General features: G+C 35.5%; 17 protein-coding genes. 10 read left to right on the top strand and 7 right to left on the bottom strand.

Annotated features, from left to right (window positions below):
- The first annotated feature begins 111 nt into the window (after window positions 1-111).
- From A9G08_RS01195 to A9G08_RS01185, 3 genes are read left to right on the top strand one after another with little or no spacing between them, the layout of a single operon-like run.
- Window positions 112-1,071 (top strand): glucokinase, encoded by a 960-nt coding sequence (locus A9G08_RS01195; RefSeq protein ID WP_065561933.1) that lies wholly within the window; start codon window positions 112-114, stop codon window positions 1,069-1,071.
- A 22-nt stretch (window positions 1,072-1,093) separates the two neighbouring features.
- A complete protein-coding gene (locus tag A9G08_RS01190) occupies window positions 1,094-1,342 on the top strand; it encodes a YcgL domain-containing protein (protein ID WP_081299438.1) in 249 nt (82 codons plus the stop codon).
- On the top strand, window positions 1,339-1,761 hold the full coding sequence (locus A9G08_RS01185; protein ID WP_065561932.1) for a YcgN family cysteine cluster protein: 423 nt from the start codon (window positions 1,339-1,341) through the stop codon (window positions 1,759-1,761). The genes A9G08_RS01190 and A9G08_RS01185 overlap by 4 nt, the downstream gene beginning before the upstream one ends.
- A gap of 27 nt (window positions 1,762-1,788) precedes the next feature.
- Here A9G08_RS01185 and A9G08_RS01180 read toward each other — a convergent pair whose 3' ends face one another.
- Both A9G08_RS01180 and A9G08_RS01175 read right to left on the bottom strand, forming a co-directional pair.
- The gene (locus A9G08_RS01180; RefSeq protein ID WP_065561931.1) at window positions 1,789-2,346 is read right to left on the bottom strand and encodes a YggT family protein; all 558 of its coding nucleotides are present in this window, start codon (window positions 2,344-2,346) and stop codon (window positions 1,789-1,791) included.
- A gap of 36 nt (window positions 2,347-2,382) precedes the next feature.
- Entirely contained in the window at window positions 2,383-3,084 is a 702-nt protein-coding gene (locus A9G08_RS01175; protein ID WP_065561930.1) for a YggS family pyridoxal phosphate-dependent enzyme, read from the bottom strand.
- Between the two features lie 36 nt (window positions 3,085-3,120).
- Between A9G08_RS01175 and A9G08_RS01170 the strand changes: the two genes are divergently transcribed.
- From A9G08_RS01170 to A9G08_RS01155, 4 genes are all read left to right on the top strand, one after another.
- A complete protein-coding gene (locus A9G08_RS01170; RefSeq protein WP_255305699.1) occupies window positions 3,121-4,068 on the top strand; it encodes a type IV pilus twitching motility protein PilT in 948 nt (315 codons plus the stop codon).
- A gap of 99 nt (window positions 4,069-4,167) precedes the next feature.
- Complete coding sequence (gene proC / locus A9G08_RS01165; protein WP_065561928.1) at window positions 4,168-4,977, top strand: pyrroline-5-carboxylate reductase; 810 nt, start codon at window positions 4,168-4,170, stop codon at window positions 4,975-4,977.
- 293 nt (window positions 4,978-5,270) lie between these two features.
- On the top strand, window positions 5,271-5,480 hold the full coding sequence (gene cspE / locus A9G08_RS01160; protein ID WP_034909833.1) for a transcription antiterminator/RNA stability regulator CspE: 210 nt from the start codon (window positions 5,271-5,273) through the stop codon (window positions 5,478-5,480).
- Between the two features lie 157 nt (window positions 5,481-5,637).
- Complete coding sequence (locus tag A9G08_RS01155; protein ID WP_065561927.1) at window positions 5,638-5,919, top strand: DUF5339 domain-containing protein; 282 nt, start codon at window positions 5,638-5,640, stop codon at window positions 5,917-5,919.
- A 19-nt stretch (window positions 5,920-5,938) separates the two neighbouring features.
- Here A9G08_RS01155 and A9G08_RS01150 read toward each other — a convergent pair whose 3' ends face one another.
- From A9G08_RS01150 to A9G08_RS01140, 3 genes are all read right to left on the bottom strand, one after another.
- Window positions 5,939-6,409 (bottom strand): thermonuclease family protein, encoded by a 471-nt coding sequence (locus A9G08_RS01150; protein ID WP_065561926.1) that lies wholly within the window; start codon window positions 6,407-6,409, stop codon window positions 5,939-5,941.
- 98 nt (window positions 6,410-6,507) lie between these two features.
- Complete coding sequence (gene fabA / locus A9G08_RS01145; protein ID WP_065561925.1) at window positions 6,508-7,029, bottom strand: bifunctional 3-hydroxydecanoyl-ACP dehydratase/trans-2-decenoyl-ACP isomerase; 522 nt, start codon at window positions 7,027-7,029, stop codon at window positions 6,508-6,510.
- Between the two features lie 138 nt (window positions 7,030-7,167).
- Window positions 7,168-8,943, bottom strand: a complete 1,776-nt coding sequence (locus tag A9G08_RS01140; RefSeq protein WP_141673897.1) for an AAA family ATPase — start codon at window positions 8,941-8,943, stop codon at window positions 7,168-7,170.
- A gap of 178 nt (window positions 8,944-9,121) precedes the next feature.
- Here A9G08_RS01140 and A9G08_RS01135 point away from each other — a divergent pair, with 178 nt between their 5' ends.
- Entirely contained in the window at window positions 9,122-10,888 is a 1,767-nt protein-coding gene (locus A9G08_RS01135) for a DUF3413 domain-containing protein (RefSeq protein ID WP_065561924.1), read from the top strand.
- Window positions 10,889-10,913: 25 nt separating this feature from the next.
- On the opposite strand, the gene lipA is transcribed toward A9G08_RS01135, so the two are convergent.
- Window positions 10,914-11,867 (bottom strand): lipoyl synthase, encoded by a 954-nt coding sequence (gene lipA / locus A9G08_RS01130; protein ID WP_065561923.1) that lies wholly within the window; start codon window positions 11,865-11,867, stop codon window positions 10,914-10,916.
- A 10-nt stretch (window positions 11,868-11,877) separates the two neighbouring features.
- Window positions 11,878-12,498, bottom strand: coding sequence for a lipoyl(octanoyl) transferase LipB (gene lipB / locus A9G08_RS01125; RefSeq protein WP_065561922.1), 621 nt, complete (start codon window positions 12,496-12,498; stop codon window positions 11,878-11,880).
- 374 nt (window positions 12,499-12,872) lie between these two features.
- Here lipB and aceE point away from each other — a divergent pair, with 374 nt between their 5' ends.
- Together aceE and aceF are read left to right on the top strand one after the other, a co-directional pair.
- On the top strand, window positions 12,873-15,539 hold the full coding sequence (gene aceE / locus A9G08_RS01120; RefSeq protein ID WP_065561921.1) for a pyruvate dehydrogenase (acetyl-transferring), homodimeric type: 2,667 nt from the start codon (window positions 12,873-12,875) through the stop codon (window positions 15,537-15,539).
- Window positions 15,540-15,551: 12 nt separating this feature from the next.
- A complete protein-coding gene (gene aceF, locus A9G08_RS01115; RefSeq protein WP_081299436.1) occupies window positions 15,552-17,114 on the top strand; it encodes a pyruvate dehydrogenase complex dihydrolipoyllysine-residue acetyltransferase in 1,563 nt (520 codons plus the stop codon).
- The last annotated feature ends 9 nt before the right edge of the window (window positions 17,115-17,123 follow it).

Here is a 17,123-nt window from a genome sequence, read left to right as displayed (position 1 = left end):
AAGCAATCTAGTTAAATCATTATAAATAGTCCATAATATTGCCAGTTTTATTTTAATATTTATTGAACTATTGTTCATATAGAAAGATTTATTTTTAGAAAAGGGAATAACATGAGTCAATATGCACTAGTTACCGATATTGGTGGAACCAACGCTCGTTTTGCACTTTATGATTTAGCAACTAATGAATTATCCGCAATAACTAAAATCCTCATTTCAAAAGATGATGTACTACTTGAATTAATTAAAAACTATTTGAAATCCCAAGCGGTAACAGTGGATATGGCTTGCATTGCCATAGCTTGCCCAATCAATGAAAGTGATTTGATTGAAATGACTAATAATAATTTGTCGTTTTCTCGTTCAGAACTTATCAAAGAACTTAAACTAACTAAGTTAGAAGTAATTAATGACTTTACTGCAGTTTCAACATCTATTCCTCAATTATCAGCACAAGATGTGATTAAAATTGGTGGTGAGGAGCCGAATCTTGATTATCCAATAGCAATCTATGGTGCCGGAACGGGGTTAGGGGTTTCTCATTTAGTTAAAGTTAATGGTCATTGGATTAGCCTATCAGGCGAGGGTGGTCATACAGAATTACCTATGGTTAATGAACAAGAAGATCGAATTTTAGCTCAGTTAAGAAAAAAATTTGGTCGAGTTTCTTCAGAGCGTTTTTTATCGGGTAATGGTATCGTTAATATCTATCAAGCTTTGTTACAGATCAATAATCAACCAGTTGAAGATATCACGCCAGATATTATCGTAAATAAAGCATTATCAAATAGTTGCCCAATTTGCTCAGAAACATTAACTCATTTTTGTACTTTTATGGGGCGATTTGGGGGTAATTTAGCCTTAACACTTAATACTCAAGGCGGTGTGTATATTGCTGGCGGTATTGTGCCTAGATTTATAGAATTTTTTAAATCATCACCATTTAGAGAAGCATTTGAACATAAAGGTCGTATGTCTTATTTAGTTAAAAAAATTCCTGTTTATGTGATTACTCATAAAGATCCGGGATTATTTGGTGCAGGTGTCTATTTGCAAAATAGCCTGAGATAATTGAGAAATAGGATTTTAGTTTATGATGTGGTGTTATATTTATAGAAGCACAAAAAAAGAAAATTGTTATCTCTATATGGAAAAAGAGAACGATTTCTCTCCAATTCCTGAAAAAATTATGTCAATTTTTGGCACGCCAGCTTTTGTCATGAAAGTCTTACTCGATGGTAAACGTCGTTTTGTGGTAGGAACAGCACAGGAAATTGAGGAAAAAATTAAAGCAGATGGATTTTTCTTACAAATGTTAAATGAAGACGATTTTAAAGTATGATTGAACCATTTTGGGAATATAAAACTTTAGATCAAATGAGTGATGACGAGTGGGAACAACTATGCGATGGTTGTGGCCAATGTTGCCTAAATAAATTACAGGACGAGGATACTGACGAAATACTGTATACCAATGTTGCATGTAATTTGCTTGATTCAAATACTTGCCAGTGCAGACATTACCACAACCGTTTTAAATATGAGCCTGATTGCATCAAGCTAACAAGAGAAAATTTACTGACAATTGAGTGGTTACCAGCAACTTGCGCTTATCGTTATTTTTCAGAAACAGGGCAGTTACCGCAATGGCATCCATTAATTGTTGGAAATAAAAAGTTAATGCACAAATTAAAAATATCAGTCAAAAATCGAATTGTGTATGAAAAAGATGTGATTTGTTGGGAAGATCATATTATTTAAAAAGAGAGCCTAGGCTCTCTTTTATTTTTATAGTATAAGCCATAAATTTCCAAGAAAATCGACAGCTAATAAGTTTAAAAACATTAATATAAAAACAAATATCATAAATGAAATATCAATCATACCTAATGGCGGTATAATGCGCCGAATAGGTGCAATAAGTGGTTCTGTTAATTGAGCAAGTAATTCATCAGTATAAGATTGTCCACGACTAACCCAACTTAAAATAGCTCTAAATAATAATAACCAAAAAATGAGGTGTCCAACCGCATGGGCCATTGCAGCCAAGGCAAATAATAGGTAATAAGGGCTAAACAACGGTGCGTTATATCCCTCAAAACGGAAAATAAACATAATTTTTAGTAATGCAACTGCATAAAAAAGAATCCATGTCGCCGTGTCGATACGGCCAATAGATGGAATAAGTTTTCGCATTGGACCAATAATCGGTTGGGTAATACGAACGATAAATTGAGTAAAAGGATTATGAAAATTTACTCGCGCATACTGCATCCACAAACGTAGAATAACTATGTATAAGCAAATAGTGAAAATAGCCCTTCCTAAGAAGATTAACGAAATCATTTAATACTCCTAAAATCTAAAATGATCTGCAATATATCACACATATTGCCGTGCACCAAAGATTGCACTACCAATGCGAACCATTGTACTGCCTGCAACAATAGCTGCTTTCATATCGCCTGACATGCCCATTGATAATGTATCTAAAAAAGGATAATCCGTTTTCAATGATTCTAAAAGCTGAGTCATCTGTTCAAATACCTCAAGTTGTTTAGCATAATCATTTTCTATCTCGGGGATAGCCATAAGGCCACGTAACCTTAAATTAGGTAATGTAATTATCTGCTTAACCAAATCGGCAACTTCATCTACTACAATTCCAGATTTACTCTCTTCATTACTAATATTTACCTGAATAAGAACATTTAGCTTATCCATATCTGTAGGTCGCTGATCATTTAAACGCTGAGCAATTTTGAAACGTTCAATGGTGTGCATCCAATCAAAATTTTCAGCAACTAGCTTAGTTTTATTTGATTGCAATGGCCCGATAAAATGCCAAGTAATCGGGGTATTAGGCATATTTTTATTAAAGTAAGCAATCTTTTCAACACCTTCTTGAACATAGTTTTCACCAAAGGCTAATTGGCCTGCATCAATTGCTTGAGCGATTAATGTGACCGGCTTGGTTTTACTTACTGCAATAAATTCAATTGTATTGGGATTTCGATCGCAATCTAAGGCAATTTTATGTATTTCATTTTTAATCTTGATTAAATTGTCATGTACTGTATTCATATTAATTCCCAATAAACTAATGGATAGTGAGTGAAAATGATAAATTCAATGTTGGCTTTTAGTGTAACGCAAAAAGCTTCTGATTTGCATCTTTCTAGTGGTGAAAAACCGTGGATTCGTATTAATGGTGAGCTAAAACCTATTGCGCAAGATAAATTATCGCCACAAAAACTTGAAATTGATTTATTTAATCTATTAAATGACGATCAAAAGGGGCTATTACAACAGCATCGACAAATTGATTTTGGTTATCATCTTGAAGATATAGGGCGTTTTAGGGTAAATATTTTTTATCAAAAACGTGGTATTTCAGCCGTATTTCGAATTATTAAGCAACAAATACCAAGCTTAACTGATATTCAGGCACCTGATGTACTAAATGAATTAGCAAAAGCAGAATCTGGAATTATCTTAGTTACTGGCGCAACCGGTAGCGGAAAATCGACAACTTTAGCTGCATTAATTGATCATATAAATCAGACGTTAGCTAAACATATTATCACATTAGAAGATCCTATTGAGTTCATTTATCAAAGTGATAAATCACTTATCCAACAACGCGAAATTAACCATTTTGGTGGTGCAATTGATAGTTTATTAAGGCAAGATCCAGATATCATTTTATTGGGTGAATTACGCAATAAACAGACCATTCAAGCTGCATTAACTATTGCTGAAACTGGTCATTTAGTTCTTGCTACATTGCACACTCGTACCGCAATACAGACAATCAACCGTATTATTGATGTGTTTGAAGAGGGAACACGTGCATTAATTCGTACTCAGCTATCTAATAGTTTAAAAGCGATAATCTGTCAAAAATTAATTCCTTATAAACAAAGTCGAAAAGCTATTTTTGAAGTTCTGATCAACACCCCAGCCGTCAGCAATTTGATCAACGAGGGTAAAACAAGGCAGATATTATCATTAATGCAAACAGGTCAACAGTTTGGTATGCAATTAATGATTGATCAAGTTAGATAGTAAAAATTTCATCTTCTTTTTATTCGTAAATATTATAAGTTTTATACAAAAATTTATTTTATAATCTTTATACTATTTCAGTCATAAAGGTATAAACAAATGGAACAGCATATAGGTTTTATCGGTATTGGTAATATGGGTAGTGCCATTTTACAAGGTATTTTAGCAAGTAATATTGTGCCGGGAACGCAAATTTATGTTTATGATCCTCATCTCGAAAAGGGCCAAGCACTTCATCAAAGCCATTCAATAAATAATTTAAAATCAGCAAGAGAAGTTGCACGAGAATCAGATATTGTTTTCATAGCGGTTAAACCTAATGTTATTGTGGATGTCTTAAATGATATTCAAAAAGAGTTAAAAAAGGATACCATTCTCATCTCGATTGCAGCCGGTGTCACGATTAAAACTATTGCACAATGTGTAGGTTATGAACAAAAAATTGTTAGAGTTATGCCAAATACGCCAGCTTTAGTAAATGCTGCTATGTGTTCTATTACACCGAATACAGAAGTGACTGATCAAGAATTAACAATTGTTGAAACTTTATTGAATTGTATTGGTGAAACAGAAGTTGTACCTGAATACTTAATCGATGCCGTAGTTGGAGCAAGTGGCTCTTCTCCTGCATTTGTATTTATGTTCATTGAAGCATTGGCTGATGGTGCAGTTAAAGGTGGTTTATCTAGAAAACAAGCTTACAAATTTGCGGCACAAACAGTGATGGGTTCAGCTAAATTATTGCTGGAGACAGGAAAACATCCAGGTGAATTAAAAGATATGGTTTGTTCACCAGCCGGTACTACAATTGAAGGCGTGCAAGTACTTGAGGAAAAAGGCTTTCGAGCAGCTATCATTGACGCAGTAGAGGCTTCAATTCAAAAATCCAAAGATTTGTCAAAAAATTAAAGATTGTTAACATGAACAATAACAAATAGTTATTGTTCATTTCATTTTTAATTGTAAATAATAGCAAATCATTGCTTGTATTAGTCATCTATTTATGAGTTAATAGTCCTCAGCATATTACATGCAGATATATTTTGTAACATTTAGATTTATGCAGTTTGTAGTTTACTTTAATCACATTTGTATTAGTTCTCTTCAGTCTTCTCTTCTGTTTGTTAATAAGTAGTCTAGGTTTTATGTTCTAATGTTTCGCCTTTGATGGCTGTAATTAATTTATTTATAGGAAGATTTTTATGTCTAAAAAAACTGGTCAAGTTAAATGGTTCAATGAAAGTAAAGGTTTTGGTTTTATTTCACCTGCTGATGGAAGTAAAGATGTGTTTGTTCATTTTTCTGCAATCTCTGGCGATGGATTTAAAACTTTAGGCGAAGGTCAACAAGTTGAGTTCTCTATCCAGGATAGTCCTCGTGGCCCTGCTGCTGCTGATGTTACAATTATCTAATTGTATTCTCATATAACCTTATCAGTATTCAAATACTGATAAGAGTTTTTACATTTAAATTATAGACTTTCCTTAGCAATTCTTATATTATCCCTCCGAAGTAATTCAATAACATATTTTATGTTCTAAATATTTATAATTTTAAGGAAAAGAAACAATGAAAAAATTAGTATTATCTGTTGCATTATTAGGTTTATCTTCTGTTGCTATGGCTGAGTTATCAGAATCTTGCAAAACTTACTTTGAAAAAGTTGATAGCTTTGTTAAATCAATCCCTGATGATGCTGCGACTAAACAACAAACAGACATGATCAAACAAAACTTAGAAACAGCTAAACAACAAATTTCTGCAATGCCTACAGCTAACCAAGAAGAAGGCTGTAAACAAGCAACTGAAGTATTAAAACAACTAGAAGCTTCAATCCCAGCTAAAAAATAAAGTCATTGTTTAGACGCTATTATTTCTTACGATAGCGAAAATCCCAAGGGGCTATTGGATGTTTATCTTTCCATAGTCCTTTTTTGTTTTGTTTAGCTTTTAATTCGAGCTTTACCATATTCTTATTACTAGCAACGCCTTTGAAGCGGTAAGCCCACGCAAAGCCATTTTCCACCATCTTAGCATTAATGTTGACTTGTTTTAGATAGATGACGCCTAAGGTCCGTTGATAAATATCCTTTTTATTTTCTTTAACATAAACAGTTTTACCCGCAATCAACGATGCTAAGTATTTTCTTGATGCATTACCATATGCTTGGTGTCTTTCTGGAGCATCAATATCGAGTAACCGGACGCGAATTTTTTTATTTGTTAATATATCAACGGTATCACCATCAATTACTTTTACAACTTTACCATTAAAGTCTGCTTGTGCTTGACCGATTACAACAAATAAGAGGATTAGGAGAGATTTTCTTAAAAAATACATTACGGATTGTTTCTTAAAATAGTAGCGTAAAAAAAGCTACTCCTTGCTAATTATCAGTAATTAATAATAGTGAGCAAGGAGTGTAAGATTATATTGAATTAAAATTCAGACGTGTCTTTAAATAAACCAACTTTAAGATCAGTTGCTTCATAAATTAATTTACCATCAACGTAAACTTCACCATCGCCGATTCCCATGATTAATTTACGATTAATAACACGTTTAAAATTAATTTTATAAGTCACTTTTTTGTTATTAGGTAATATTTGACCTTTTAATTTTAATTCACCAACACCAAGCGCTCGGCCTTTACCTTTACCACCAATCCAGCCTAAATAAAAACCGACTAATTGCCATAAAGCATCAAGACCAAGACAACCAGGCATTACCGGATCGTTTTTGAAATGACATTTAAAAAACCATAAATCAGGATTAATATCAAACTCAGCTTCAACATAACCTTTACCGAAACTACCACCGTCTTCATTCATTTCAATAACGCGATCCATCATTAGCATCAAATCAGACGGTAATGGCGGTCCATCATGACCAAATAATTCACTATTACCTGATTTAATTAGATCTGCTTTATCATACGAAGATTTACGTTCAAATGTCATAAAAAACCCTTTTATTTTGTTGTCATTACATAATTGCTTATAGAATCATTATTGATTAAAAAACTAATAATTAACCTAAGCTGTAAAGTTTTACATGATTATTTCATTAATCGCATCAATGAAATTTTGGTCTCAAGTTTATTGTGTATTGTTACTTTTTGCAATTTTTTTCCAGCGACTGAGCCAACCATCACGTCTTCTATCTTGGATTAGCATTGATTGCATACGAGCATGAATCAACTTATAAAGACTAATATTATTCTCATCTTTGTAAGGAATACCAGTTAATAAATAGAGCGCATCGGCGACATGTTCGACAGTCCAAATAGAGAATTTATCATTATTAATTGCCTCAATAATGTCATCGCTTAAGCTTAAATGGCGCTGATTACTAGCAGGAATAATAACACCTTGTTGGCCTGTCAAACCTTGGTGCTGACAAACAGCAAAAAATCCTTCTATTTTCTCATTAACGCCACCAATAGATTGAACATGGCCAAATTGGTCAACAGATCCTGTCACAGCTAATTGCTGATCGATAGGTTGATTAGATAGTGCACTAATCAGCGCGCAAAGCCCCGCTAGTGAAGCGCTATCGCCATCAATTTCATTATAGGATTGTTCAAATACTAATGATGTAGAAAACGGAAGTTGATGATTGATTGCAAACTCCGACATAATAAACGCTTGCATAATCATCATCCCTTTAGAATGAATATTGCCAGCAAGATCGGTTTTACGTTCAATATCAATTAATTCACCGTCACCAAAATGGACAAGACAGCTTAACCGTGTTGGCTCACCAATCGCTTTTGGATAACCGGGGTATTCAATAACTGACAACCCATTAATCTGCCCAACCACTTGTGACTGAGTATCAATCAAAATTTGATTGGTAAAAATCTCATCATGGAACCGCTCAGCTAAATAATTTTCTCGCCATGCTTTTTGTTCTAAAGCCTTTGTGACGGCTGAAGCATCAATATTCTCATTTTCTATAAAATAAGATGAATTTAGCAGAATCGATTGCACCCATTCAACGCTAAGTGGTAAATAATATTGATCACCCGTATATCTTGTTGCGTGTTTATAAATTTTAGCAAAAGCAGATTGCTCAATTTTGGGTAGCGCTAAGTGGTGGCTTATAAATTGTAAATAATTCATCCAATCATTAATTCGCTGAGGTTCAGTTATATGCATTTCACTTTCAAATTCAGCGTAAATAGATGATGAATAAAATTCTGGTTCAAATTCCTGCAATTCAGCTAGAGAGAGCCTATCTCCGACTAAAATAATGCGTAAATCCAAAGGCATGGCAGGAATAGATAATGGTAATGGATGAGAATCATCAGCTGAAAACCATTCAAAAGTTTGTGACAGAACCATCTGTTTTAACTTAGCCCAAACTACTGGTTGCGCAAGCAGTGAACGCAATCCTAAAATTAAAACACCACCATTAGCATCATGAACTAAACCAGCTTGTAATTTGATTGGACTATTTTCAGGTTGCCTAACACAACCAAATAGTTTCTCCATATCAACGATTGTTGCTGATAGACAATTATCTTGGGATGCAAAATTATCTTGCTTACTTTTCGCTTCAGTTAAGGTAATTTTATTATCACTAAAGTAATAGCTATAACCTAAATGGGTCGTTGTGAGATTACGCTTTACCGACTGCTTTAATAAATCAAAAAAAAGCTCGCTTTCAGATGCTTTTAAAAGCACAAAGCGAGAACGATACTGCGTATTATGATTTTTGCACAATAAGGATACAGCAGCAGCAACGCGAGGTTGCCACGATAACAAATTGGTTAATCCATCACTGCATAAATTTGTTTTAATATCGCTATTATTTACAATGTCATTTACGTTAGGTTGGACTTCTTGAGAGTTGAGTTGTTTGATTGCCAAAGTTAGTATCTTTTTAATTAGCTATATTATTAAAGCAAATTATAACAAGTATCGATAGCAACGCCAACAAATAACCAAAGGCTTTATACTAAAAAAATTACGGAAAGATTTTAAAAAATCAGTTAAACTGTGACGTAAATTTCAATTAAGTTTTTCTTGGTAATTACTACAATTAAATATGCTCAAACTCAAAAACAATCATATCAAAGACGATAAAACCTCGCAGATAGTTAGTTGGGGGCATTGGTTTACGCTATTTAATATTCTGGTAGTCATTTTACTTGGTAGCCAATATTTGCTCATTGCTGATTGGCCCCGAACATTCATGGGGCGTTTTTATGCAATTATTAGTGCGATTGGGCATTTTAGTTTTCTTACTTTCATTGTTTATTTGATATTGCTTTTTCCGTTAAGTTTTCTTATTCACTCTTCACGATGGCAAAGGATTATTGCAACTATCGTTGCAACGATAGGAATTAGTTTACTGCTTATTGATGTTGAAGTTTTCTCGCATTTTAGAATGCATCTAAATTTATCTATCTGGCAACTATTTACCTCGGATAAAGCATCTTTTCTCAATAGTGCATTTATATTAATACCCTTTATTCTTTTGGTTGAAATATTATTCTCGATTTGGAGTTGGAAAAAGCAACGCAGTTTAAGTAAACGCAAACGTTTTGCCAGACCTGTAGTAATAGGTTTTATTCTATGCTTTGTCTCATCACATTTGATTCATATTTGGGCCGATGCTAACTTCTATCGTCCAATTACGATGCAACGATCAAGCTTACCGCTGTCGTATCCGTTAACGGCGCGTCATTTTCTTGAGCGTTATGGATTTATTGAAGAGAATGGTTATCGTAATCGCGCAATTCAAGAAGGTAACCCATTTGCGATTGCTATTGAATACCCACTCGATAAAATTTCATTTAATGAAAATCAAGATAAACCGAATATCTTGATTATTGATATTGATGGTTGGAATGATCGACTATTAGCCAATAATATGCCTTGGCTAAAAGAATTTGCTAGCCAAAATATACAATTTACTAATCACTATGGAGCAAGTAGCCAAGCCTACTTAAATAACTTCTCATTATTCTACGGACTTGACCCGAATTATTATAATAGTATCTTGGCAGGGCATAAGCCTTCGGTATTATTCGAAACTGTTACTAAACAACATTATAACGTTGGTCTATTTTCTGCTGATGGTTTTTCTGAACCACTTTATCGTTATGCATTATTGTCTAATTTCACCACCCCAGATGGTAAAAAGCAGTCTAACAAGCAAACCACTGATAATTGGATGGCATGGCACGATGAACAAAATCAACTCGAAAACCACGCTCCTCTATTTTCTGTCATCCAATATTCACTGGGTGCCAAAAATAAAAAAATGCCAATAACCGAACTAGAGACAGATGCAAAAAAACTCGACCAATATTTAGAATCTTTAATTGCATATTTAACATTATCTAATGCATATGAAAACACCATAATTATTATTACCGGTTCTAATGACATAAAAATAGATGATGCTAAAAAATCAGCTTTACGTAATGATGAAATTAGCTTTAATCGAAATGCCTTAAAAGTACCATTAATTATTTCATGGCCAGGTAAAGAGGCAAAAGAAGTTAATAATATAACTTCTGAAACGGATATATTAAGAACATTAATGCAAGATGCTCTCAACGTCACTACACCTGCAAAACAGTATAGCCAAGGTCAAAATCTATTCCAAGAGCGTGAATGGATTCTAGCTGGAAGCGAAAATCAGGTTGCTGCGCTTTATGGTAATAAAACCGTGGTTATTGATGCGTATGGACGATCTAAAATCTATGATCTAAACGGTAATCAATTGAAAGATGAAAAGATAAACTTGCCTACATTCTTACAAATTGTCACCGAAAATCGTCATTTTATTGTGGTAGATAATTAAACAATGTTTTCCAAAGAGGTGAATATTACTTCACCTCTTTTCCCATTGCTTGTAGATCAGCATGATAAGATGAACGCACAAATGGCCCGCAAGCTGCATGGGTAAATCCCATAGCAAGCGCCATCTGTTTTAATTCATCAAACTCCTCGGGTGAAACATAACGTTCCACTGGCAAATGATACTTACTTGGTTGTAGATACTGACCTAAAGTTAGCATGGTAACACCATGGCTACGCAAATCTTTTAAAACCTGAATAAGTTCTTCATTGGTTTCGCCTAAACCAACCATCAATCCTGATTTTGTTGGAATTTCGGGGTGTTTCTGTTTAAACGTCTCAAGTAATTGTAGCGAACCCTCATAACTTGCTCCTGGGCGTATTTTTTTATACAAACGAGGAATATTTTCCAAATTATGATTAAACACATCCGGAGGGTTTTCACTTAAAACCGCAACGGCTTCATCAACACAACCACGAAAATCAGGAGTTAAAGTTTCAATTTTTATATTCGGGCTTAATGAACGAATCTCTTGAGTACATGAAGCAAAGTGACTTGCTCCGCCATCTTTCAAATCATCACGATCAACAGAGGTGATCACAACATAACGCAATTTCATCTCTTGAATTATTTGCGCAAGCTTATTCGGTTCCTCACGGTCTGGTGGCAAAGGGCGACCATGAGCAACATCACAGAAAGGACAACGACGAGTACAAATATCCCCTAAAATCATAAAAGTCGCGGTACCATGATTAAAGCACTCCGCCAAGTTAGGGCATGAAGCCTCTTCACAAACCGAATGTAACCCATGTTTACGCATCGTATTTTTAATATGCGTAATATTTTCTGTATTTGCCGACAACTTAATTCTCATCCAATCAGGTTTTTTTAAAGGAGCTGTATCCTCTATAGTGATTGAGGGAATTAGACGCGTTTTTTCGGCATCACGATATTTTGAACTGCGTATTTCAGTATTTTGCATAATTCACATCTTAATAGTTTGGTAGCTGATTAATAAAATAATCAGTCAATAAATGGTTAATCTCTTGGCGATCAATTTTTGAAACATATTGTTTCAACTGCGTCATTTCTAATCCAGCATAACCACATGGATTAATATAATTAAAAGGAGTGAGATCCATATCGATATTAAGGGCTAATCCATGTAAGGTACAGCCACGCTTAATATGTAATCCAAGAGAACAGATCTTCTGTTGATTGACATAAACGCCCGGAGCGTCTTGTTTTGAATAGGCGACTATCTCATAGTGTTTTAATGTTTGAATAACACTATTTTCTAAATAATTGACGACATCACGAATACCTATTTTACGTCTTTTTAAATCCAATAAGATATACATAATTTGTTGTCCAAGCGCATGGTATGTAATTTGACCACCACGATCAGTTTGCACAACAGGAATATCCGTTTTAGTAAGCAGGTGCTCAGGTTTTCCAACCTTACCTTGAGTAAAAACCGGAGGATGTTCAACTAGCCAAATCTCGTCTTGAGTTTGCTTATCACGCTGCTGAGTAAAATCATGCATAGCTTGATAAGTATGCCAATAAGGCATAGTGTTTAACTCTTTAATAATGACGTTTTTACTTGGCATATTATCTGTCAATTCAGTCTTCATTTAACAATAAATTAACAACTATATAGCAGATTTTACTATAACTTGACAACCGCTAACTATTCAAGGTATAACTCAAAACACAGTATTCTTTCCAATCTCATGAGTTAAATTTGACTTATATCAAATAATTATCTTTTTATTTATATTAATAATTGAAATAGTTGATTAATTTAATAGGAATTAACATTCTTTTCAGGGCGGTGGTTTGCTTTACTTTTTAATGGAAACTGGCAGACTGATATCAATTAAGCATCCGTAATGCAAAGTTGAAGCTTATAATTTTAGTTATGGCGTCTGTTATAGCTAAGGATAGCAAAAACTGCATTTTTTAAACAAAAAAGAGGTTTTATATGTCGGACATGCAAATGAATGATATCGATCCAGTCGAAACAAAGGATTGGCTGGAAAGTTTAGATTCTATTATTCGAGAAGAAGGCGTCGAACGTGCTCAATATATTATTGAACAGATTGTCAATAAAGCTAGAGATGGTGGTGTACCTTTACTATTTGGTTCTTCAACCAGTAACTATATAAACACAATCCCAGTCGAAGAACAACCAGCATATCCAGGTGATTGGGAAATTGAAAGACGAATCCGTTCAATTGTTCGTTGGAATGCAATTATGATGGTCTTACGAGCTTCTAAAAAAGATTTAGAGCTTGGTGGTCATATGGCATCATTCCAATCTGCTGCTACATTTTATGAAGTATGTTTTAACCATTTCTTCCGTGCTCGCAATGAAAAAGATGGTGGGGATTTAATCTATTTCCAAGGTCATATCTCACCGGGTATCTACTCACGCGCTTTTATTGAAGGTCGTTTAACTGAAGAACAGCTTGATAACTTTAGACAAGAAGTTCACGGTAAAGGTTTATCATCTTATCCTCATCCAAAATTAATGCCGGAATTCTGGCAATTCCCAACCGTATCAATGGGGTTAGGACCAATTAGTGCAATCTTCCAAGCTCGCTTTTTAAAATACTTAAACCATCGTGGTTTAAAAGATACCACTGAACAAACGGTTTACGCGTTCTTAGGTGATGGTGAAATGGATGAGCCAGAAGCAAAAGGTGCAATCACAGTTGCAACACGTGAAAAGCTTGATAATTTAGTCTTTGTTATCAATTGTAACTTGCAACGTCTTGATGGTCCGGTAACCGGTAATGGCAAAATAGTGAACGAACTAGAAGGTGTGTTTGCTGGCGCTGGTTGGAATGTAATTAAAGTACTTTGGGGCGATCGTTGGGATAAATTATTGCAAAAAGATAAATCAGGGAAATTAATTCGTTTAATGAATGAAACTCTTGATGGCGATTATCAAACCTTCAAATCAAAAGACGGCGCTTATGTACGTGAACACTTCTTTGGAAAATATCCTGAAACGGCTGAATTAGTCAAAGATATGTCTGATGAAGAGATCTTCAGACTAAACCGAGGTGGTCAAGACCCCGAAAAAATGTTTGCTGCATTTGCAAGAGCAAAAGAGACAAAAGATCGCCCAACAGTTATTTTAGCCCACACCATTAAAGGTTATGGAATGGGTGAAGCCGCAGAAGCGAAAAACATTGCACACCAAGTCAAAAAAATGAATATGGATGGCGTTCGCCATGTTCGTGACTTCTTCAACATTCCGGTTACTGATGAAGCACTCGAAAAATTACCTTATATCAAATTCGAAGAACATAGCCCGGAATACAAATATATTCATGAACGACGTCAAGCATTACATGGTTATGTGCCTTCACGGCTAACTAAATTCTCAGGAACGGTTTCTATCCCTCCTTTAAGCGAATTTGCGCCGTTACTTGAAGCACAATCTAAAGAAATCTCAACCACTATCGCTTTTGTGCGTGCACTTAACATCATGCTAAAAGATAAAGACTTAGCACCGCGACTAGTACCAATTCTCGCTGACGAAGCGCGTACGTTTGGTATGGAAGGTCTATTCCGCCAAATTGGTATATATAACCCACATGGTCAACAATATACCCCACAAGATAAAGAGCAAGTTGCTTACTATCGTGAAGATGAAAAAGGTCAAATTCTCCAAGAAGGTATTAACGAATGTGGCGCGACTGCATCATGGTTAGCGGCTGCTACTTCTTATAGTAATAACGATTTACCGATGATTCCTTTCTACATCTATTACTCAATGTTTGGCTTCCAACGCATTGGTGATTTAATGTGGGCGGCGGGTGACCAACAAGCTCGAGGCTTCATGATTGGAGGAACTTCTGGTCGCACTACATTAAACGGTGAAGGCTTACAACACCAAGATGGTCACAGCCATATTCAAGCATTAACCATCCCTAACTGCTTATCATACGATCCAGCCTACGCTTATGAGGTCGCGGTTATTATGCAAGATGGCTTACGTCGTATGTATGGTGAACAAGAAAATGTTTACTACTACATCACCACACTAAATGAAAACTATACCCAACCTGCAATGCCTGAAGGTGCAGAAGAGGGGATTCGTCGTGGTATTTATAAGTTAGATACCGTTGAAGGCCAACAAGGCAAACCAACAGTTCAATTATTAGGTTCTGGATCAATGCTACGTCATGTTCGTGAAGCGGCTGATATCCTTGCTAAAAACTATGGCGTCAGTTCTGACATTTACAGTGTAACGTCATTCACCTTACTTGCTCGAGATGGTCAAGATTGCGAACGTTACAACATGTTACATCCAAGCGAAGAAGCAAAAGTGCCATATGTTGCTCAAATAATGAATAACAATCCTGCTGTTGTTTCCACTGATTACATGAAACTCTATGCAGAACAAATTCGAGGATTTGTACCAGCAGAAAGCTACCGAGTACTCGGTACAGATGGATTCGGTCGTAGTGATAGCCGAGAAAATTTACGTCATCATTTTGAAGTCGATGCATCTTATGTTGTTATTGCAGCACTAGGAGAACTAGCTAAACGTGGTGATATTCAGCCAAGTATTGTTGAAGACGCGATTAAAAAGTTCGAAATCAATGCTGACAAACTCAATCCACGTATTGCATAAGAGGTAAAAATAATGAGTATTGAAATAAAATTACCTGATATCGGAAGCGATGAAGTTGAAGTAACAGAAATCCTAGTTAAAGTCGGCGACAAAGTTGATGTAGATCAATCACTATTAACTGTCGAAGGCGATAAAGCATCGATGGAAATACCAGCACCACAGGCTGGTATTGTGAAGTCAATCATTGTCAAAGTTGGCGATAAAGTGACGACAGGTGTTAGTATTATGGAATTTGATGAAGAGGGCGCAAGCGCGTCAAAAACGCCTGCTCCAGAAGTTTCAGCTCCAGCTTCTGCGCCAGCACCAGCACAAAATAGTAGCCAAGTAGTTGATGTTAATGTTCCAGACATTGGTGGCGATGAAGTAGAAGTGACTGAAATATTAGTTAAAGTTGGTGACTCAGTTTCAGTTGATGATTCACTCATCACCGTTGAAGGTGACAAAGCCTCGATGGAAGTACCTGCAACTATAGCTGGTACAGTAAAAAGCATCACTGTTAAAATTGGTGATAAAGTCAAAACAGGCTCCAAAATAATGGAGTTTGAAACGAATAGTGCACCCGTTAAAGCTGAACCTGCGCCAGCTCAAGCTCAAGCTCCTGCACCAGTTGCTGAGACTGCTAAACCTGCACCAACTGCAAATGAATTTGTAGAAAACGATGCTTACGCACATGCCACACCATCAGTTCGACGACTAGCAAGAGAATTTGGTATCAATCTTGCAAAAATCCAACCTACAGGCCCTAAACATCGTGTACTTCGTGAAGATATCCAAAACTATGTCAAAAATGCCGTAAAACAAGTCGAAAACGGTGGATCATCTGGTGCATTACCAGGATTATTACCATGGCCAAAAGTCGATTTCAGTAAATTTGGTGAAATTGAATCTTTACCTCTAACCAAAATTCAAAAAGTATCTGGTGCAAACTTACATCGAAACTGGGTGATGATTCCTCATGTTACTGAATTTGATGAAACGGATATCACTGAACTAGAGGCATTTCGTAAGCAACAAAATGCTGAAGCAGAAAAGAAAAAACTCGATCTCAAAATTACTCCGCTCGTGTTTATCATGAAGGCCGTAGCGAGTGCTTTAACTGCTTATCCGCGTTTTAATAGTTCATTGTCAGAAGATGCACAAACTCTTATCATTAAAAAATACATCAATATCGGTGTGGCAGTTGACACGCCAAATGGTTTAGTTGTTCCTGTATTTAAAGATGTAAATAAAAAAGGCATTATTGAACTTTCACGTGAACTTGCTGAAATCTCCAAAAAAGCGCGAGACGGTAAACTCACAGGTAGTGATATGCAAGGTGGTTGTTTCACTATTTCCAGTCTTGGTGGCATCGGAACGACATCATTTACCCCAATTGTAAATGCGCCAGAAGTGGGCATACTTGGTGTATCTCGCTCAAGTATGAAACCAGTATGGAATGGTAAAGAATTTACACCACGCTTAATGTTACCTTTATCATTATCCTTCGATCACCGAGTGATTGATGGTGCAGATGGTGCACGCTTCTTAAGCCATATTGTTAATGTTTTATCCGACTTACGTCGACTAGTGATGTAAGGGGGGAAA

The organism is Gilliamella sp. wkB195 (assembly GCF_001690445.1).
Classification (GTDB): domain Bacteria; phylum Pseudomonadota; class Gammaproteobacteria; order Enterobacterales; family Orbaceae; genus Gilliamella; species Gilliamella apicola_E.
The sequence above is the reverse complement of the archived record's forward strand: the minus strand, read 5'-3'. Positions and strand labels throughout refer to the sequence as shown.